At 58.3% G+C, this 18316-nt stretch carries 17 protein-coding genes; 10 read left to right on the forward strand and 7 right to left on the reverse strand.

Annotated elements, in window-relative coordinates; genetic code table 11:
- The first annotated feature begins 63 nt into the window (after positions 1–63).
- From DSM3645_RS02570 to DSM3645_RS02580, 3 genes are all read left to right on the forward strand, one after another.
- The gene (locus tag DSM3645_RS02570) at positions 64–3147 is read left to right on the forward strand and encodes a PVC-type heme-binding CxxCH protein (RefSeq protein WP_002650447.1); all 3084 of its coding nucleotides are present in this window, start codon (positions 64–66) and stop codon (positions 3145–3147) included.
- Positions 3148–3297: 150 nt separating this feature from the next.
- A complete protein-coding gene (locus DSM3645_RS02575) occupies positions 3298–4311 on the forward strand; it encodes a DUF1559 domain-containing protein (RefSeq protein ID WP_002650448.1) in 1014 nt (337 codons plus the stop codon).
- Positions 4312–4376: 65 nt separating this feature from the next.
- Positions 4377–4793: a hypothetical protein gene (locus DSM3645_RS02580; protein ID WP_002650449.1), complete on the forward strand. Its 417-nt coding sequence runs from the start codon at positions 4377–4379 to the stop codon at positions 4791–4793.
- A 27-nt stretch (positions 4794–4820) separates the two neighbouring features.
- Here the strand turns inward: DSM3645_RS02580 and DSM3645_RS27580 are convergent, their stop codons facing one another.
- The 4 genes from DSM3645_RS27580 to argH form a co-directional block, all read right to left on the reverse strand.
- The gene (locus DSM3645_RS27580) at positions 4821–5723 is read right to left on the reverse strand and encodes a GGDEF domain-containing protein (RefSeq protein WP_002650450.1); all 903 of its coding nucleotides are present in this window, start codon (positions 5721–5723) and stop codon (positions 4821–4823) included.
- A gap of 83 nt (positions 5724–5806) precedes the next feature.
- Complete coding sequence (locus DSM3645_RS02590) at positions 5807–6793, reverse strand: sigma-54 interaction domain-containing protein (protein ID WP_040352026.1); 987 nt, start codon at positions 6791–6793, stop codon at positions 5807–5809.
- Positions 6794–6886: 93 nt separating this feature from the next.
- Positions 6887–9106 (reverse strand): HEAT repeat domain-containing protein, encoded by a 2220-nt coding sequence (locus tag DSM3645_RS02595; RefSeq protein ID WP_002650452.1) that lies wholly within the window; start codon positions 9104–9106, stop codon positions 6887–6889.
- Positions 9107–9186: 80 nt separating this feature from the next.
- Positions 9187–10575 (reverse strand): argininosuccinate lyase, encoded by a 1389-nt coding sequence (argH, locus tag DSM3645_RS02600; RefSeq protein WP_002650453.1) that lies wholly within the window; start codon positions 10573–10575, stop codon positions 9187–9189.
- 683 nt (positions 10576–11258) lie between these two features.
- Between argH and DSM3645_RS27585 the strand changes: the two genes are divergently transcribed.
- Both DSM3645_RS27585 and DSM3645_RS02610 read left to right on the forward strand, forming a co-directional pair.
- On the forward strand, positions 11259–12344 hold the full coding sequence (locus DSM3645_RS27585; RefSeq protein WP_002650454.1) for a DUF1559 family PulG-like putative transporter: 1086 nt from the start codon (positions 11259–11261) through the stop codon (positions 12342–12344).
- A 43-nt stretch (positions 12345–12387) separates the two neighbouring features.
- Positions 12388–12783: a hypothetical protein gene (locus DSM3645_RS02610; RefSeq protein WP_002650455.1), complete on the forward strand. Its 396-nt coding sequence runs from the start codon at positions 12388–12390 to the stop codon at positions 12781–12783.
- Between the two features lie 101 nt (positions 12784–12884).
- Here DSM3645_RS02610 and DSM3645_RS29185 read toward each other — a convergent pair whose 3' ends face one another.
- Positions 12885–13343: a zinc-ribbon domain containing protein gene (locus tag DSM3645_RS29185; protein WP_002650456.1), complete on the reverse strand. Its 459-nt coding sequence runs from the start codon at positions 13341–13343 to the stop codon at positions 12885–12887.
- A gap of 337 nt (positions 13344–13680) precedes the next feature.
- Between DSM3645_RS29185 and DSM3645_RS02620 the strand changes: the two genes are divergently transcribed.
- Positions 13681–14067 carry a hypothetical protein gene (locus DSM3645_RS02620; RefSeq protein WP_002650457.1) on the forward strand — a complete coding sequence of 129 codons (387 nt, stop codon included), beginning with the start codon at positions 13681–13683 and terminating at the stop codon, positions 14065–14067.
- Between the two features lie 90 nt (positions 14068–14157).
- Positions 14158–14565: a hypothetical protein gene (locus tag DSM3645_RS02625; RefSeq protein ID WP_040351554.1), complete on the forward strand. Its 408-nt coding sequence runs from the start codon at positions 14158–14160 to the stop codon at positions 14563–14565.
- 15 nt (positions 14566–14580) lie between these two features.
- Here the strand turns inward: DSM3645_RS02625 and DSM3645_RS02630 are convergent, their stop codons facing one another.
- Entirely contained in the window at positions 14581–14895 is a 315-nt protein-coding gene (locus DSM3645_RS02630) for a hypothetical protein (RefSeq protein ID WP_002650459.1), read from the reverse strand.
- Positions 14896–15492: 597 nt separating this feature from the next.
- Here DSM3645_RS02630 and DSM3645_RS02635 point away from each other — a divergent pair.
- Positions 15493–15942 (forward strand): RNA recognition motif domain-containing protein, encoded by a 450-nt coding sequence (locus tag DSM3645_RS02635; RefSeq protein WP_002650461.1) that lies wholly within the window; start codon positions 15493–15495, stop codon positions 15940–15942.
- A 264-nt stretch (positions 15943–16206) separates the two neighbouring features.
- Here the strand turns inward: DSM3645_RS02635 and DSM3645_RS02640 are convergent, their stop codons facing one another.
- Positions 16207–16803 (reverse strand): ECF-type sigma factor, encoded by a 597-nt coding sequence (locus tag DSM3645_RS02640; protein WP_002650462.1) that lies wholly within the window; start codon positions 16801–16803, stop codon positions 16207–16209.
- Between the two features lie 272 nt (positions 16804–17075).
- Between DSM3645_RS02640 and DSM3645_RS02645 the strand changes: the two genes are divergently transcribed.
- Positions 17076–17762 (forward strand): helix-turn-helix domain-containing protein, encoded by a 687-nt coding sequence (locus DSM3645_RS02645; protein WP_040351555.1) that lies wholly within the window; start codon positions 17076–17078, stop codon positions 17760–17762.
- Between the two features lie 207 nt (positions 17763–17969).
- Positions 17970–18296: a hypothetical protein gene (locus tag DSM3645_RS02650; RefSeq protein ID WP_002650464.1), complete on the forward strand. Its 327-nt coding sequence runs from the start codon at positions 17970–17972 to the stop codon at positions 18294–18296.
- Positions 18297–18316: the final 20 nt, after the last annotated feature.

Raw genomic sequence — 18316 nt, forward strand, 5'->3', positions numbered from 1 at the left:
GCTCCCGTATACTGCGGAGAAGCGAAAACTGTCACGTGTTCTCAATCTTGCCTTGTGATCGTCATGCCCAAATTTCCCGCCTGCTGCTTCTTTCTGCTGTTTGTCGCCTTGTGGGGCGGTTTGACTTCTAGTGTCGTCGCTGAAGAACCGCCAGCCGACATCGAGCAGAAACAACGCTCGCTACAAGCGGCCGAGAACGAGGCGGTCCGCGAACATATCCGCAACTTCGCCGGCCGCGGGGCGACCGGCGATTTCTCGATTCCGGCGCTGGAGCCTGCCGAGGCCGAAAAGAAGTTTGTCACGCCGGATGATGTGACGGTCAAAGTGGTCCTTTCTGAGCCGGAAGTTCGCCAGCCGGTTTGCGTCAACTTTGACGAGCGCGGCCGCATGTGGGTCGTGCAGTACCTGCAATATCCTTTTCCGGCCGGCTTGAAGGTGGTCAAGTATGACGAACATCTGCGCGCCGTCTTTGACAAGGTTCCCCCAGCGCCCCCGAATCATGATCGCGGCGCTGATAAGATTACGATTCATGAAGACACCAACGGCGACGGCACGTTTGATAAGCAGAAGACGTTTGTCGACGGTTTGAATATCGTCACCAGCGCGTTGCCGGGCCGCGGCGGCGTTTGGGTGATGAACCCGCCATATCTCCTCTTCTATCCGGATGCCGATCAAGATGACGTGCCGGACGGCGATCCCGAGGTTCACCTAGCCGGGTTCGGGATGGCCGACACCCACGCCGTCGCCAACAGTTTGACCTGGGGCCCCGACGGCTGGCTGTATGGCGCCCAAGGGAGCACTTGTTGGGCCAGCGTGACATTGCCGCGGATCGCGCCGCAGCCGCCGGTCCATTTCAAGGGACAAGCGATTTGGCGCTATCATCCCGAGAAGAATCAGTTTGAGGTTTTCGCTGAAGGGGGCGGCAACACCTTCGCCGTGGAATTTGACGCCCAAGGCCGCGTTTACTCGGGTCACAACGGCGGCAACACGCGAGGCTTTCATTACGTCCAGGGCGGCTACTACTCGAAGTCCTGGGGCAAGCATGGCGCGCTGACCAATCCGCACGCTTACGGCTACTTCAGCCAAATGGGACACGCCGCGGCGGAACGTTTCAGCCATACGCTGGTGAAGTACGAAAGCGACGCGTTGCCGCCGCGCTACTCCGGTCGCTTGATCGCACCGGTGCCGCTGCACAACTATGTCGCGGTTTCCAAAATGTCGCCTGACGGTTCGACCTGGAAAACCGAAGATGAACTGAAAGCGATCGAAACCGACGACGTCTGGTTCCGGCCGGTCGATATCAAAGTGGGACCCGACGGCTGCGTCTATATCGCCGACTGGTGCGACACGCGGCTCACCCATGTCGATCCCCGCGATACTTGGAATCGAGCGCGGGGTCGGATTTGGCGTTTGCAGCCCAACGCGTATCCTCAGCAACAGCCCTTTGACTTGCGAAAATTTTCGACCGCCGAGTTGATCGAAACGTTGAAAAGTCCCAATAAGCTGCTTCGTCAACTGACGCAGCGGATGATTTATGAACATGGAGACGCCGACCAGGCGGCGAGCCTGATCGAAAAGCTGCCGCAGACCACAGGGCAATTGGCGCTCGAATATCTCTGGGCGATTCATGGCTTGAAGCAGTACGACCAGCAAGCGGCGGCGATCGCGCTGCGGCATGCGGATCCTTATGTGCGCGTCTGGGGCGTGCGGCTGTTGACTCCCGAGTTGGCCGAAACCTTCGCCGACGACCTCTATCGATTGGCCGAGCAGGAAACGAATGTCGAAGTTTGCAGCCAACTGGCCTCGACGGCGAAACGAATCCCCGGCGTGATCGGCTACGAAACGGCGGCGCGACTTGCGACGCGCGATGATCTGGCCGACGACCCGCACATTCCGCTGCTCACCTGGTGGGCGATCGAGGCGCACGCGAATGACTCCTCGCTAGCCGCGGGGAAAATCGTCAAAAAATTGCAGGCGACCAAGATCGGCGGCGACATTGTGCTGCCTCGTTTGGCGCAGCGTTTGGCCGCCGAACCGACCGAGCCGCATCTGCTGGAACTGGCCGAACTGTTAAACGAAACCGACGTGCCGCAGCTGCGCGGCCGCATGCTGACCGCGATCGACACCGCCTTCGCCGGTCGCAAGATCGAAGGGATGCCGCCGCAACTGCGTGACGCAATCGTCGCGTCGGCCAGCGGCGACTCGCCGCAGCAGATGGCGCTGTTGGTGCGAGCCGGACAGAAAGAAGCGGAAGCGGCCGCGATCGCGCTGATCGAAGACGAAACCGCGAAGCTCGACCAGCGAATCAAGTTAGCCCAGCTGTTGGGCCAGGTTGGCTCGAACGAGGCGCGTGACGCATTGTTGCGATTGTCGATGACCGCCGCGTCGGCCCAGGTTCGCATGGCGGCGATCGGGGGACTGCGACAGTTCGATTCGCCGGAAATCGCCGCGGCGCTCGTGGGCCGTTACTCGAAAGAGAAAGAGCTTGTGCGTGCGGCGATCATCGATTTGGCCGCCGGTCGGGCCGCATCAGCCCACCATTTGATCGACGCAATCGAGCAGGAGCAGATTCCCCGCTCGGCGGTCGCGGTCGATCTGGTCGAAAACCTGAAATTGCACGGCGACGAGTCGCTCAACGAGCGGATCGCCAAGCTCTGGGGCGCGACGCGCGCGACTCCGGATGAATTGGCCCAGCAGATGGAACAGACGGCGACGATCTTGCGAACCGGTCAGGGAGATGCCGCACACGGGGCCGCGCTCTTCAAAAAGCAGTGCGCGACCTGTCACAAACTGCACGGCGATGGAGCCGCAATCGGCCCCGATCTGACCGGCTACGAACGGAAAAACCTCGATTACATGTTGCTCTCGATCGTCGATCCGAGCGCCGCGATTCGCGAAGAATACACCAACTTTCGCGTCCTGCTGGTCGATGGCCGCGTCCTGTCGGGCTTTGTACGTGAGCAGGACGACAACACGATCACTTTGCAAAACGCCGAGAACCCTAAGCTGGTGATCCCGCGTGACGAGATCGACGCCGGCCCCTTGGCGGTCGACAAATCGCTGATGCCGGACCGCTTGTTGGGGGAAATGACGGCGACGCAGATTCGCGATTTGTTCGCTTATCTGCAAAGCGACGCGGCGCCGTAACCGACGCTTGAGAGACAGGGAGCAGCAACTTCGATTCGAGAATAGGCTAGCGGCGAGGGAACGAGACAGGCAAAGGCGGAATTTTCATCCGGAAAGTATCGATGGCGTTATTTTCATCTTTCGTAAGGGTTGATTCCAATGCATGTACCGATGTCTCTGCGCTGCGACCGACGTCGCGGTTTTACCCTGGTTGAGCTGCTGGTAGTCATTGCGATTATCGGCGTACTGATCGCTTTGCTGTTGCCGGCGGTGCAACAGGCGCGCGAAGCGGCGCGGCGGATGAGCTGCAGCAACAACTTAAAACAGCTTGGCCTGGCGACGCATAACTATCACGATACGCATCGTTCGTTGCCGTTCGGCGCACGCTACTACATCACCAAAGCCGGGACCAGCTGGCGCTGGGCGCTGTTGCCGTTTCTGGAGCAAACGGCCCTTTATGATCTCGATCGAGCTTCTAACTACGACTTGAATACGTATGTCGGCGGAGGTACGCAGACCGATATTACCGCCTACAGCAGCGATACGCGGCAGTTGTTCGGGCTGGTGATTGACGGCTATGTTTGTCCCTCGAGCGCCATCGACCCGCTGTACGCCTACAATACTCAGCTGGGATCGATCGGGGCCGTAACGCAAGGGCATCATTATGTCGGCATCATGGGCGCCTATCCCGATCCGGCGGGGCGCACGACAACTTCTTACAAGACGCAGTACGATGCGTACGCTACTGACAACGGAACTTTGCTGATCGGCAAAACCAGCGGCCTGCAGGATGTCGTCGACGGAACCTCAAACACGATTCTGGTGTCGGAGCAATCGGGCAACAACAATGCGAACGCAAGCACGCGAAAAATGGCCAATTATCACACCGGGTGGGGCGGTTGTGCGCAAACCGGCAGCGTCGCCGATTGGCGAGCTGGGACGGCTGGTTTGCACAAATATGGGAATGGACTGACGGCTGTCTACCACAGTCCAAATCCAACATCGGTCGGCGCCGAAGCGAACGCCGAGTGGGATTTCAATACTCCGCTCACATCTTTTCATCCCGGCGGCGTGCAAGTGGTGCTGGTCGACGGTTCGGTCCGGTTCGTGCCGAACACCATCAATCTTAGCGCGATCCAGCAGTTGAGCGTGCGAGATGATGGTCAAGTGCTCAACGAGTTTTAGGCTCTTCCTGCTGCGCCGTTCGGCATGCGGAGATTCATCCCGGGTACTTATCAGGACTTATAGCTATGCATCGTGTTTCAACCGTCTGGATCGTTGTGATTTCCGCCGGCCTGCTTGGGGGATGTGGCGGCGAAAAAGAACGGCCAAGCGCCGTCATCCAAGGAGTGGTGACTCTCGGCGGACAACCGCTTGGGCAAGGGAGCGTTCATTTTACATCTCCCCAAACAGGCGAGTCCGCCTACGCGAATATAGGACCGGAAGGCAATTACTCCGTCGAATTTCCGTTCGTCGATCTTGGTCACGCGTACCAAGTAGCAATCGGAAAGACCGTTGTCGAAGAAACCGATGCGCACGCTTTGGCCGTGAATCCGCCGCCGCCGATGACGGTTAAAATTCCGCCCAAATACAGCGAGCGGACCACCAGCGGATTGAGCGTCACGATCGATCATGGAGGAGAGACGCAGTACGACATCGCGCTCTAAACCAGCAGCACGAGCGGTATCGCGACTCTAGCTAACCTGAAACGCAACGCCATCTTTGGCGTTGTGTTTGACGTCGTACATCAATTGATCGGCGCCATGCAGCAGCGCGTCGGCGTCGGCGTCTGGATTGTGATAGACGGCGACGCCGATGCTAAAGGTGACGGGCCAGTTCTCGGTCGACATCGCGTCGCTAAGACGCGCCCGCACACGCTTGATGACGATCTCCGCCTGATCTCTGTTCGCATTGGGCAAGAGCAACGCAAACTCGTCCCCGCCTAGTCGCGCCACCGCGTCCATTTCGCGAACGCTTTGGCAGAGCGTCCTGGCGATCTGTTTGAGCAAGCGGTCGCCGGTGCGGTGTCCCAACGTATCGTTGACCTGCTTGAAGTTATCGCAGTCGATAAACGCGACCGTCAGCGGCGAACCAGAGCGACGACAGCGAGCCGCTTCGCGCTCCGCCGTATCGTTGAACGCGGTGATATTCAGCAGGCCTGTCAGAGAATCGATGCGGGCAAAAACCCGTTCGCGTTCATAAGCGCAGCGAAGTCGCCAAATCACGGAAACGATCGCCAGAAAGAAACAGGCATGCACCGTCGTCAACCAAACTTCGGTGAGCGTGACGCCAGGCGAAGTCGAATGCAGGAAGAACGTGTCATCGATGATCCAAGCCATCGCGCAAAACAACGACAAGACCATCGCCGTTTGCAGACTAGCGACCCAACAGACGGCCACGACAAACGGCAGACAAAGCCCAGAAATAGGAACTTCGTTGCCGAGAAACAGGTCCAAGCCGCCGATGACGATACAAAAACAACTCGCGACCAGAATCGTTAGTTGACGATTCGCCGTACAGGCGTCGAGCCAGCGTTCCATTTGCAGCGGTCGCAGCGATTGCAGCGGTCCGTTGTCAAGATCAAGGGGAGGCATCATTCACAAAAGCCAAGTCAGGGGAGTACGATCGACAAGGAATCCTAGGTCACTTGTGCGAAGTACGATTGGACTCAAGCCAGTGATTAAGAGTCGAGATCGTATTCTTTCAGCTTTTTATGCAGGGTATTCCGATTAATCCCCAAGCGGGTCGCCGCTTTGGTCTGCACCCCGCTGCAGGATTGCATTACCTGCGCGATCAGTTCTTTCTCGACGCGGTTGACGACGCGACTATGCAAATCCTCGGCGTTGGGATCGGCTTCGCTCAAACCCTGCTGCACGACTTCTTGCGTCAATGTTTCTAGATCGAGCGTTTGGGCAGACATGCCAAGCGACGGTCGTTTCGACCCGCTCCGCATTTCGGGCGGCAACAGGTCGACCGTCAACTCATCCGATTCGGCCAGCACGACGGCGCGTTCGACATAGTTTTGCAGTTCGCGGACGTTGCCGGGCCAGTCATGGTCTTGCATCGCGTCCATCGCATCACGTTGGATATGCACGACATGCCGTTCGTTCGCTTCGCTATAGACGTTCAGAAAGTGAGCGACCAGCTCTGGGATGTCTTCGCGACGTTCGCGGAGCGGGGGAATGCGGATCGGCACTACGTTCAAGCGCCAATACAAGTCTTCACGAAAACGTTCCGCTTCGACTTCGTCCATCAAGTCGCGGTTGGACGCCGCGACAACACGCGTGTCGACGCGAATCGTCTGCGTATCGCCGACCCGCTCAAACTCTCGTTCCTGCAGCACGCGCAAAAGCTTCACCTGCAGGTGCAGCGAAGTCGAGTTGATTTCGTCCAGGAAGATCGAACCGCCGTGCGCCGCTTCAAAACGTCCCGTGCGGTTGCTGACCGCGCCGGTAAACGCTCCGCGCATGTGTCCGAACAATTCGCTTTCGAGCAGGCTTTCGCTCAAAGCGCCGCAATTGACCTTTACAAAGGGGCCCGCCGCGCGCTGACTGAGTCGATGGACCGCCGATGCGATCATCTCTTTGCCGACGCCGGTCTCACCCAGCAACAGCACCGAGGCATTGCTGCCCGCGACGCGACGCGTGAGGTTATAGACCTCCATCATCGCTTGGCTGGAACCAATCAATCCGGGTATCGGGGACTCGTAGCCTAAAGTCGCCAGCGAGCGCGGTGCGTCTGACCAATCGCTGTACATAACCTACTTTTCGACCTCTTCCATTACGGGCTGCACGAGGCCGGGTTGATCCAGGCGAACTCCCTTGGCGGAAGCTTCCATCGTATCGAGCAAGCTCGCTAGAACTTGTTGCGTCTCGCGATCATAGATTTCGCTCGCGTTGTAGCGGTCGTACTGTCGCAGAATCTGCTCCCGAGTCAGTTGCAACCCTTTGCGCTGGACGGCGTCGGCAAACGCTTTCGCGCACATTTGACGTTCCACCAGCGGACGAACCACTTCGCTCGCCGTTTCGACCAAAGCCGACTGGGCGACCGGCGTCGCCAGATTGCTCAGCAGCGCCGCGGCTGCTTCCATCGAAGCGGGGTCGCGAATCAAATCGGCAATTTCCGCTTCGTACAAAAGCAAGTCGTAGAACTTGTACTTCGGTTCCGCAGCCAACGCGGCGAGCGAATCGAGCGCCCGATCGCCGCGGGCTTCGCGTTCGTTTGCGTCGACCAGCAGTCGTCCTTGCTGCGCGTACATCTGTTGAATCTGGCCGGTTAGTCCTTCGGCGTCGTGCGCCCGAATCAGCGCGAGCGCGTAGGGGTCGTCCGTCAGGCGAACTTGCCAACGGCTGTAATCTTCGATCCATGGAATGACGCCGACCGGCGTGTTGGCCGTCCGTTTATCGTGATGCAGGATTTGCACCATCTCGAAGGCGCCGGGGCGATCGACGGCGTCGCTGATAAAGATCAACTCCACATCCGGAGTCGAGTAGGCGGCGTCAAATAATTCGCGGCGACCGCGCCGCGTGAGAACGGTATAGCCCAACTCGGTCAAGCGGCCCGCCAATTCTTGGGCGCGTGTCGAATCGGGGTCGGCGATCACGGCGATTCGTTCGCCGGACGTTTTGGCGAAGGACAACAGCGCTTCGATCAGGGCGCTGGAACCGGGGTAGGGGGATGTTGGATTCAGGGCCAGCACGGCGTCCGCGGCGGCGGCTTTCACGCGATAGGCGCCATGCGACAGCGCGGCCGCCAACGCGCTTGGCTGGCCGTTACGCGGAGCGAGCGCCGCCAGATCCCCTTGTTCTCCTAACCAACGGCATGCGGCGATCGCGGCCATCGTCATGCGCGGATGCGTCAGCGCATAGTCGAGCGCCTCGGCGACACTGGCCGCTCCGAGCTGTTGCGCTGCGGCGTCGGCCGGCGTTCCCTTGATTTCGGCATTGGGGCCGTCCAGGGCGATCACGCTTTGCAGCGCCGTCACCATTCGTAGGCGAGCGTTCTGGGGGTTTTGCGGATCGATCGCCGCCAGGTCACGAGCCAAGTGAGCCGTCCAGACGGTCGAAGCGTCGGCCATGCTCAAGGTTTTTTTGGTCAGATGCGGCGCGGCGTCGCTCCAAGTCCAAACGTCAAGCTCGGCAAAGGGGCCGCCGGCAAAGACCGGTTCTCCGGCGAGATACCGTTCGATTCGCTTGGTCAAAAACTTCTCAACATCGCTGGTCGACGCCGGCTCGCCGACAATATCAACCACCGCTTTGGATGCGGCTCGGCGAACTTCCGGCGCTTCGTCAGCGGCGACCGCAGGGCCGACAAGCACGTCGAGCGAGCGCGTCGAACGGAGCGCGCCTAGCGCTGACAGAGCGGCGGCTTTGATGGACGGATCCGTGCTGTCCAACGCGCCCCACAACGGCGCTTCGGCGTCTTGACCCAGCTGCAAGATGATTTTGAGAGCGGCGTCGCGCGTCGCTGGATTGTCGCTGCCCGCGTACGCCAACAACAGCGGCTCGATCGCGGCGGCTCCGGCGCCGCGCAGGGCAATGCTGGCGCGACGAACGGCCACGTCATCGCTCGACGCGAGCGCGTCGACTTGCGCTTGCAGGAAGGCCGGGTTGCGCGTCAGTTTTTCGACCGCGGCGAAGACCAGCTTCGCGACTTCCGTGCCGGCAGGTTGCAGCTCGGGCAACGTTTGCAAACGGATCAGCGGCCCGCTGCCGAGCTTGGCTTGCATCTTCACCAGGTCGTCGTCGCTTGGCTTGTCGCTCAGCAATTTGTTCAGATATTCGATCGCCAGATCGACGCGGCCTAGATCGACCATCAGACCGGCGGTCTCGGCCAGTTCGAGCGGAGTTGTCGGATTCGCTTCGCGGATCGCCGCGACGGCCGGAGAGTCGACCGGAGCAGCAGCTTCACCGGGCGCTTGAGCAGCGACGGTACCGGCGGCGGCCAGCAAGATCCAACAAGTAGTAAACAGTGATCGCATTATGAACACGCGGCGGGGCTAAAGGAATAACCGCTTTCCAGCATTTGGAGTTACCTACGTCGCGCTTCCGTGCAGGGAGACTAGTCCAAGTTTAATTGCTCTTTCCAATAACTGACCTGTTTCTTTACTTCGCCAGGAGCGGTTGATCCATAACTTTGAAAAGCGGCGATCGCCTTATCGACGCCCAGCACCTCGTAAACGCTCTCGTCTAGTGATGGATTTAACGCTTGAAACGTTTCTAGCGGCAGGTCGGCTAGCCGACAGTTTTGTTCCATCGCCTGTTTGACCAGCGCGCCGATCTGGTGGTGAGCGGTGCGCTGCGGCGTTCCCAGTTTGATCAGATGCTCCATCAGCGTTGTCGCGTCGAGGAAGCCGCGATCGAGACGCGAGCGGATCGAGTCGACCTTCAACTCGGCGCCGGCGACAATCGGCGCCGCAAGTTCTAAGCAGGCCGAGACCGTATCGAACGAGTCGAAGAGCGGCTCTTTGTCTTCTTGCAGATCGCGGTTGTAGGCCAGCGGCAAGCCCTTTACCAACACCAAAAGCGACTGCAGATTGCCGATCACCCGGGCCGTCTTACCGCGAACCAATTCGCAGACGTCAGGATTGATCTTCTGCGGCATGATGGAAGAGCCGGTGCAAAATTGCTGCGGCAGCTTGATAAAGTTGAACTCGACCGTCGACCACAAGACCCATTCGTCCGCCCATGTGCTCAGATGCTCGGCGATTAGCGTCAAGCAAAACGCAAACTCCAGCAAATAGTCCCGATCGCTCGAAACGTCCAGACTATTGCGAGCGACATCGGCAAAGCCCAGTTTCAGGGCGACGTTGTGCCGATCGATCGGCAGGGTAGTGCCCGCCAAAGCGGCGGTTCCCAAGCTACATACATTGACGCGGCGGCGGCAATCGGCCAGGCGAGCCCGGTCTCGCTCCAACTTCTCGACATAGGCCAACCAGTAATGGGGCGCGAGCACCGGCTGGGCGCGCTGCAGATGCGTGTAAGCCGGCAGCACCGTCTCGGCGTCGGCGTCGCAGCGGCCGACAAAGGCGCACTGCAAGTTTTTCAGGCGAGCGTCGATCGCGTCAATCGCATCACGCACCCAAAGTCGCGTATCGGTCGCGATCTGATCATTTCGGCTTCGCCCGGTGTGCAATTTGCGCCCAACATCACCCAGTCGGTCGACCAACTGCTTCTCGATATTCATATGGACGTCTTCGAGCGCCTGTTGGAACTCGAACTCGCCGGCGTCGATTTCGGCTTTAATCGCCAGCAAAGTCGTCTCGATTTGACTCGCTTCGTCCGGCGTTAGGACGCCGACATCCGCTAGCATCTGGGCATGCGCGATGGAGCCCGAAATGTCCACCGCATAGAGACGGCGGTCGAAGCTGACGCTTTCGGTGAAACGCTCGACGCGTAGGTCCGATTCGGTTTGAAAGACCCCGCTCTGTGAAGGACTGACGCGTGCCAAATGTGCCTCGGAATTGCGCAGCAGAGAATAGCTAGAAAAATCGACAACATTCGAATATTAAACGGCTTAGGAGAAGGTGTCAACGAGTCGGGCGCCCGGGTTGCATATCTTTTGGGCAGACGCGGCCCCCATCATCGGTATTGCGAGATTTGTCGGTTTAAGCGGCGCCATTTCTCGGCGGAACGCCCCTTCTTTCTGGGCCCTAATCGGGGATTGCTGCGTACTTAGTCTCCATTCACGCTTAATCCGCAGGCAGCCGCTGGTTCGTGTGCTTCTTCCTAGGGGCTGCGTCGAGCGAGTAAAAAAGAGCCGGCTAAATCGTAAGGAAAGAGGGGGAGTCACGGGAGAGCGACAACGTTTCTCTGGCCTCAGAGCCATGCGAACGGCGACTTCCTTTGTCCTCCGCCCTCTCTTCAAAGCTGACAAGGCGAGCGTTTCGCGCCGCTCGAGCCCCGCGGCTACACGCGAGCACCGGCGGCATAACGTCTGCTAATGCTGAGCCTATTTGATCTCGCCAACGCAGGTCCCCCAAATGGCCACGTCAAATATCTCCGGAAAGGGGTTCAATGGTCTTTAGGGTGATTCTATTTTCCTAAAAATGGTTTACAGGCAAATTGGAGACTGTTATTTTTGTTCTCAGGAAAACCTTGTTTATTCAATAAAAAAACATTTCAAGGTGCATTATGAGATCGAAACCCATTCGCGGCTTTACTCTGGTCGAACTTCTGGTCGTAATCGCGATTATCGGCGTCTTGATCGGCCTGTTGCTGCCGGCGGTTCAGCAAGCTCGGCAAGCGGCTCGGAGGATGCAATCGACCAACAATCTAAAGCAGATCGGTCTGGCGACGCACAACTTTCACGACACGTTTGGTAAGTTGCCGGACAATGGAACTTGGGCGTTCTCCTGCTGGGTATGGGGGCCGCCTTATGGCGGTGCTAGTCCTCGGCCAGAAATTTCCGACGGTTGTTCATGGGCCTACAAAATCCTGCCGTTCTTAGAGCAGACTGCTCTTTACGAAAATTGGACCAATGAAGTAGCGATAACCGCCTACATGGATCCCGGCCGTGGTGGGACCGGAATTGCCGAGCACGTCTACGTTTCCGACGCTGGGGATGAGTGGGCGGAAAACATTGCGAAAATGGGCCCCGTGTCGGACTATGCCGCCAACGCGATGGTCATCGGCAGCGGGATGAACGCCGTGGACGACGGCAGCGGCAACTTGACAGTGAGTCCCAATTGGAATGCAGGGCCATCCTCGTCCTGGAAGACCTATCGGAGAAAGCTGACCGATATCAAGGATGGTACATCCAATACGATCCTAGTTGGCACGAAGGCGCTCGCGACCGAGACCTACGATTCGCGAGGAGGCGGCGAGTTCACAATGAGCAATGGTACGCTCCGCGCCAAAAATGATTTCTCAATCGCTAGCGCCGGACCAAGCGACTATGGCAATATGCGAGCTCTCGATCCGGCTGTCTTGTGGTGGGCGGGACAAACCTCCTCAAGCGGTTCGACGCAGTACGTCTATTATTTCCCGGGTCAAAATTACTTCCTCAATAGCGGCGCTAACGGTTGGTTCCATTTCACGATGGAAGTCGTCGCAGATAAGCCGGGGCTCGATACGACCAATCGGTGGGGAAGTCCCTATCCGGCGACGCCGTTTTGTATGGCGGATGGCAGCGTCAGTAGCATTTCAAACGGTACGAATTACTTGTTGCTCTGCCCATTGCTGACTCCCAACGGTGGAGAAATCAATCCGTCGCTCTAGGACGTTCGGCCTGCCTTATTCACGCCTATTCATCGAGAATACGATGCGAAGCGCCAGTATGCTATTGACTGCAGTCGTGCTTAGCTGCGGTTGTCAATCGTCTTACCATTTTGAAGGTCCGACCGTCGAAAACTTTGATGGTCAGCTTCTCGCTGCAGGAAAACCGGTCTCGTTTGAACCGGGACAACAAGTAACGTTGCAATTGAAGTTCCACGGCAACGGCGAGTCCTTTGGCGTGCCGATCCAACCCGATGGAAAGTTTGACATCGGCTGGATGCCGATCGGAAAATACTCAGGAGTGTTGGAGTACGCGCCTATCGGCAAAGACGGCAACAAAAGAGGAGGGCAACCGATAAGGCATTCGCTTCCTCAGACCTTTGAGATTGTGGAAGGACAGACTGAGTACGCCGTTGATCTCGGCAAGAATTGGAAGCCGTGACGATTCGCGCTTTCACCTAAGAAACGAAAAGCCGGCGCGCATTCTCCCATCGCCGCCGGCTTTTTCATTGCTTCTTCTCGATTCATCCTCAGCTACTACCGCTAGAGCTTTCGTCGCTGCGATGACGGAGCCAACCGTTTGGCTTGCCGTTTCTTCTCCATCCCCGCCAAGCGGCGTTCATTCGCTGCGGACCGGATTGCCCGGCGCCGGCGACGGCAGGCGCGGCAGCGCACGGCACGACTGTAGATCGATCCTTTCATCACTTCGTACCACCACTTCTGTTGGCTCGCCGTCCAGATCTCTTCGGCGCCGCATTCAATGCAACAAATGGGATGATCTTGGTAGCCCTCGGCGATGAACGCGGGCGGAGCGCCATATGTGCTGAAAGGCCGGAGTTGCGCGGGATCGCAACGAACGCGCGAGGGATCGAACCGCGCGATCGCCGTGCTGGCGAATGAAGGAGTCGCGTCATCCTGCAAGAGCGCCGCATAACGGGCCCGCCGCGCTTTGCGAGCACGCTTGGCCTTTAACTGTTCTCGTTTTTGCTTGTTGCTCTTCATCGCCAATACGCTCAATTCTCCATCGTCAGTCCAACTCTCGCCGTCATTTCGACTGGGGGTTGGGGGACAGCGCTAGGCGGGAGAATGTTCGCGGCTTGCGCTTGGTCACAGCTACGGGAAGCCGCGGTCGTTGGATCGCATCCACAGTTGCGATCCCTTCGCCGGGCCCGTTCCGCTTGATATTCGCCGCTTCGCCGCCTCGTCCCGGCGGTGGTGAATTCAAGCGAAAAACGCCCCCTTTTCGCCAGCCGCTCGACCGGAGTGCGGCCCCTCCGCAAAATTCGACCCCCTGGAGAAAAGGATGATATTGTTCAGTTAGAAAGCGGAGGTGAGAACGATGGTGTCGCAAGTCGATTTTACGATTGAGGATGATATTTTGGTCGCGAAAGTGTCAGGCGTTTGGCGGAAGCCGGCCGATTCGCTCGCGACGCTGCAGCAAATCTTGGAAAAGGCCGAAGCCGAGGATCTGCATCAAGTGCTCTATCTCAGCGAAGTGACTGGGAGCGCTCCTTCGACGCTGGAAGCTCATTTCCTTGGGGAGCGAGCCGCGGCGATTTTGGGACCATTGGTTTTGGGCTACGTTCCGGTGGCGGAGCGTGAAGCCAAGCTGGAAGAGTCCGTTCGGTTCATCACGCAAGTGGCCCAAAACCGAGGGTTGCTCAGCCGGCAGTTCGCCGACCAGACCGCGGCTCGCGGTTGGTTGTCGCGACAACGTGCAGGGTAACGGAGCGTTGGCGGATTGTAGTTGCGGCTCTGCTCTCTTTCGCAGGTCGTAGTTCCGATGAAAAACTTGCTCATTGTTTCAGGCAGGAAGATGGATATTCATTTTAACTTTGAGCTGGAAGATCAGCTTTTGGTGGCGATGACCACCGGCCCCTGGCGATCGCACCAAGAGAGCATCGCGATGTGCAATGCGATCAGCGAAGTGGCGCGGCGTCATCAACGAGAACGGGTCTTATGGTTGGACAATACCGCAGGGCGTCCCCTCTCGGTATTGGAGTCGCATGTCTCCGGCGAAGCGGCGGCCGAGACGTTTCGCGGAGTCGCGATCGCTTACGTTCCCTGCTACCCGATGAACCCGCAATTGCGGCAGCGGCTTGATTTTGTGGAAGCAGTCGCCAAGAACCGGGGGCTGCGGGGCCAGGTGTGTCTGGAGGAAGACGCCGCGCGTGATTGGCTCGTCTCGCTCCCTAGCAACTACTTCGCACTGTGCGATTGGTAGCCAAGTTCGCCCCGATCAGGCGCTTTCGGTTTCGTCCGCAAGCCGCAGTTTAGCGAGCGCGATCTGTTCGGCCGTCGGGGTTTTTTCGGACGGGAGATGCCCCAGCAGCTCGAACTCTTCCGGGCCGATGATCGTCGTATGGGCGCCCAACAGCACGCGGCGGTACTCGGGCGGCATCGTCATGATCTTTTCACGCACGGCCGGGGGAAGATCGGCCAGCAGTTCGGCGACGTTCTCTTCGTTGACCAGCAGCAACAGGCGATGGGCCGCTTCGGCAGCCGGAATCGAGCCGCATTCAAAGAGGTCAATGATCTTCACTTTGGGCTGCATGCAGGTCGCTTTTCGTAGGACGGCGTGGGAACGATACGGGCCAATTGTAGTTGGCGACGCGTTTTAACGCGATTCCCAGGAGACGCCTGGCGGGGACCCGGGTAATTTCGTCGGTTGGCGATCTGGCGGAAGACATCGCAAAGCGAACGGCCATTGCCGGGGTAGATGAACTTTCGGTCTGACAGGCGGACCATCGCAGGCGATGCCGAAACGAGTAAGGAATCAACAAAAGGTTGCAATCGACCGCCGCAGGGGGAGGATTGACCTGCGGGCAAGAGACGATTACGTCAAATTTGGGTAATGAACGGGCAAATGCGGGCGAATTCTATTGACGAGGGTCATTTCGCGCCGATAGGATCAGACTGCAAGAATGACTTGCCGGCTGACGAAAGTCCCGAAGACGCGAGCGACGATCAGGTTTCCGGTCCGAATTTTCGAACGGCGCACGACCGAATCTTCTTCTCCCCTTCTGACTGAGAGCCGGCTTAGCGGCTGCTCGCGAACCGCTCGCCTGTGGTTGCCCTGCTTTTGTCGTGTTTCTTCGATCCATCCGAGATCGATCTTTTCTAGTCAGATGTTTTGAGTAGGTCTGCGCCTGTGGGTAAGAAGTTGTATGTAGGGAATCTCCCCTACGGTTATGGTTCCAGTGAGCTGGAGAACCTGTTTGGTCAATATGGTCAGGTCGCTTCGGCGAGCGTGATCAATGATCGCGAAACTGGCCGTTCGCGCGGTTTTGGTTTTGTGGAAATGGCGTCTGATGGCGACGCTCTCGCTGCGACGGAAGCCCTCAACGGTTTCGACGTCGACGGCCGTAAGCTCGTTGTGAACGAAGCTCGCGAACGCGAACGTTCCGGCGGCGGCGGTGGTGGCGGCGGCTATGGTGGCGGCGGCGGCGGTGGTCGTAGCGGCGGTGGCGGCTATGGCGGCGGCGGCGGTGGTCGCAGCGGCGGTGGCGGCTACGGCGGCGGCGGTGGTGGCGGCGGCGGCGGTGGCCGTGGCGGCGACCGCGGCGGACGCGGCGGCGACCGTGGTGGCGATCGCTGGTAAGCGACGCTTCCCGTTCGGCAATCGCTTGCCGAACAGTTTCGCGGCATCGCAACTGAATCAACCTCGAACAGCGGCTGTCACCACGCAGCCGCTGTTTGTTTCTTGATCGCCAAATCTGCGCCGGGTCGAGAAACCGCATCCGGAAGATCTTCGCGTGCGATTCGGCCCTCTCTATTAGCGGGTTCGAGTTGCGATGATCTCCAGCAATCGCCTGCGATTGCGGGCCTGGTTACGACCAGCGCCGTCTCTGGGGGCCGGCATCTTTCAATGCGGATAGGTCCAAGCCGATCGAACGCGATTCAAGCGTCGGCTTACGGTTCGCGCGGTGCAGCCCAGCGCGGCTCCGATTTCCTCGTGGGTATAGCCTTGCAGCTTACGGATGACAATCTCGCGTAGGCGGTCATCACGCATCTGATCGAGAGAATCAATGCGTTCGTCGACTTGCAGCGTTTCTAGAATGTGCGACGTTTCGACGGCCAAGTCCAAACTGCCGTCGGTCGCTTGTTCGGCGGTTGTCAGATCCGATTCGCGGCGGACGCGGCCTCCCCCGCGCTTCTGCATTCTTTCGTGCTGGATAGCGCGGCGCGCGTTGCGGGCGACGATCGTTAGCAAAAGTTTCCAAACCGCGACTTCATCTTCGATATCAGGATAGCGATTTTGGGACGCGGCCTGATAAAAAGCGCTGATTGAAATGATCGCGATATCTTCTTCGTCGCAGTGCCGGCAGGTGGAGGTCTTCAATTGGTTGCGCGCATAGCGGACGAGCGGAAGATAGAAGGTGCGCCAAAACTGATGCATCGCTTCGTTCGGATCGACCTGCAGACGGCGGCGCCAACGATCAACATCAAAGTAAGAATTCATGAGGAGGGTGATACTTGGTTTTGATGCGTTAGGATAATTCCGGGGATTTCTATGAATGACGTGTGGATCGCCTTTATGCAGACTTTTTGCTATTCCTGTGTGTTCTTTTTTGCATTTGACTACTTAGACATATAACATCGCACGAAGGGTTCGTTCAGGAACGGATCCGGAACGATCACGAAACCGCGCGATGGGAAACGTTGGTGAATGGCCGTTTAGCTGCCAGGTTTCCAGCAGGAAGCATGAGCCGAACGTGGCGAGGGAAAATTCTCATGGCATGGCAATCCGGCAAATCGTTAAAGAGGTCGATGCGAGTACGCGGCGAGTTCCTCCGCTTGCTGCGAGAACAGCAGGGTTGGACCCAAGACCAATTGGCCGACCACGCCGGCTATAGCGATCGATTGATTCGCAAAGCGGAAGCGGGCGGCGCACTGCATCCCGATACGATCGAGGTGTTAGCCGACGCGCTCTCGACAGAAACGGCGCCGATATTTCCCGAAGATCTCGTGACTTCGCCCGCAGCGGCGGTGCGATCGTTTGTCGAGGCTTATCGCAAGAAAGAACGGCAGTTGGTCGCCAATTTCCATACGCATCTCGACGACAACGTCGAATGCTTTGTCGCCGGCGATCCAGAGCAGATTCCCTTTGCCGGAATTTGGAAGACGGTCGACGGTTTCGACTCTTTTTGGGGCTCTTTTTTCCAGCTCTTTTCACGTCCTAGCAAAGAGCTGTATACACCGACGGTCGTTACTGACGGTCTGACTTGCATCGCGATCGGCCAAGAACAAGTCGAATTGAAAGACGCCAATCAAATGACGCAAAGTTGGGTGACGATCATGTTCAAATTCGAACGAGGAAAGATCGTCAAGATTGACGACTTCTTTGATACCGCGGCGACCGCCCAAATCATTCGCGAAATGCGTGCGAAGCGACAGACGCCAAAATCGCCCGAGACGTAGCGAGGCGCTGACTTCCGCGGCTCGCTGTTGGAGAGAAGAAGATCCCTCGATTCTAATCGAACGGGTGCAAGCGCCCGATATCGCGAAAGTAGGCGGCGTATTTGCTGTGAGACAGGGCCTCGCCCGTCGTCGGATCTCGGGGTATTCTCAATTTAGACTCGCCGCGGGGCGAGTCCCCCAACATGCACCACCCCAGATACGACGCTCATGAAGTACTTCTATTTTGACGAAGGCAAGCAAAAAGGGATCGACGGCGGTTCCCCCAAAGAAGCGACGCTGCCGGAGGTGCTGACCGCGTGGGACGCAATGTCAGGCGAGCCCCTCTCGTTTCTCGGCATCGTCAACGACGCTGACGTCACCGTCCAATTTCTCTGGGAAGAGGACCAGTCGATGGTGATCGACGTCCCGGTCCCCGATCGCAGCGGGTCCTGGACCAAGTCGAGCGACGCCGCCGAGTGCCAACAGATAATCACCGACTTCTACGCCGACGCCGATCCGACGCAGATCGATGGGATGACGTTTGAAGAGTGGTAGAACAAAAGCGGAAAGCGGAG

It is taken from the genome of Blastopirellula marina DSM 3645 (assembly GCF_000153105.1).
GTDB lineage: Bacteria > Planctomycetota > Planctomycetia > Pirellulales > Pirellulaceae > Blastopirellula > Blastopirellula marina.

Bases quoted from the DNA above. Each gene is read 5' to 3' on its own strand.
- DSM3645_RS27585 (WP_002650454.1), top strand. From the start codon at position 11,259: ATGAGATCGAAACCCATTCGCGGCTTTACTCTGGTCGAACTTCTGGTC.
- DSM3645_RS02640 (WP_002650462.1), bottom strand. From the start codon at position 16,803: ATGAATTCTTACTTTGATGTTGATCGTTGGCGCCGCCGTCTGCAGGTC.
- DSM3645_RS02570 (WP_002650447.1), top strand. From the start codon at position 64: ATGCCCAAATTTCCCGCCTGCTGCTTCTTTCTGCTGTTTGTCGCCTTG.
- DSM3645_RS02620 (WP_002650457.1), top strand. From the start codon at position 13,681: ATGGTGTCGCAAGTCGATTTTACGATTGAGGATGATATTTTGGTCGCG.
- DSM3645_RS27580 (WP_002650450.1), bottom strand. From the start codon at position 5,723: ATGATGCCTCCCCTTGATCTTGACAACGGACCGCTGCAATCGCTGCGA.
- DSM3645_RS02625 (WP_040351554.1), top strand. From the start codon at position 14,158: ATGGATATTCATTTTAACTTTGAGCTGGAAGATCAGCTTTTGGTGGCG.
- DSM3645_RS02645 (WP_040351555.1), top strand. From the start codon at position 17,076: ATGGCATGGCAATCCGGCAAATCGTTAAAGAGGTCGATGCGAGTACGC.
- DSM3645_RS02630 (WP_002650459.1), bottom strand. From the start codon at position 14,895: ATGCAGCCCAAAGTGAAGATCATTGACCTCTTTGAATGCGGCTCGATT.
- DSM3645_RS02580 (WP_002650449.1), top strand. From the start codon at position 4,377: ATGCATCGTGTTTCAACCGTCTGGATCGTTGTGATTTCCGCCGGCCTG.
- DSM3645_RS02590 (WP_040352026.1), bottom strand. From the start codon at position 6,793: ATGATGGAGGTCTATAACCTCACGCGTCGCGTCGCGGGCAGCAATGCC.
- DSM3645_RS02650 (WP_002650464.1), top strand. From the start codon at position 17,970: ATGAAGTACTTCTATTTTGACGAAGGCAAGCAAAAAGGGATCGACGGC.
- DSM3645_RS02595 (WP_002650452.1), bottom strand. From the start codon at position 9,106: ATGCGATCACTGTTTACTACTTGTTGGATCTTGCTGGCCGCCGCCGGT.
- DSM3645_RS02610 (WP_002650455.1), top strand. From the start codon at position 12,388: ATGCGAAGCGCCAGTATGCTATTGACTGCAGTCGTGCTTAGCTGCGGT.
- DSM3645_RS02575 (WP_002650448.1), top strand. From the start codon at position 3,298: ATGTCTCTGCGCTGCGACCGACGTCGCGGTTTTACCCTGGTTGAGCTG.
- DSM3645_RS29185 (WP_002650456.1), bottom strand. From the start codon at position 13,343: ATGAAGAGCAACAAGCAAAAACGAGAACAGTTAAAGGCCAAGCGTGCT.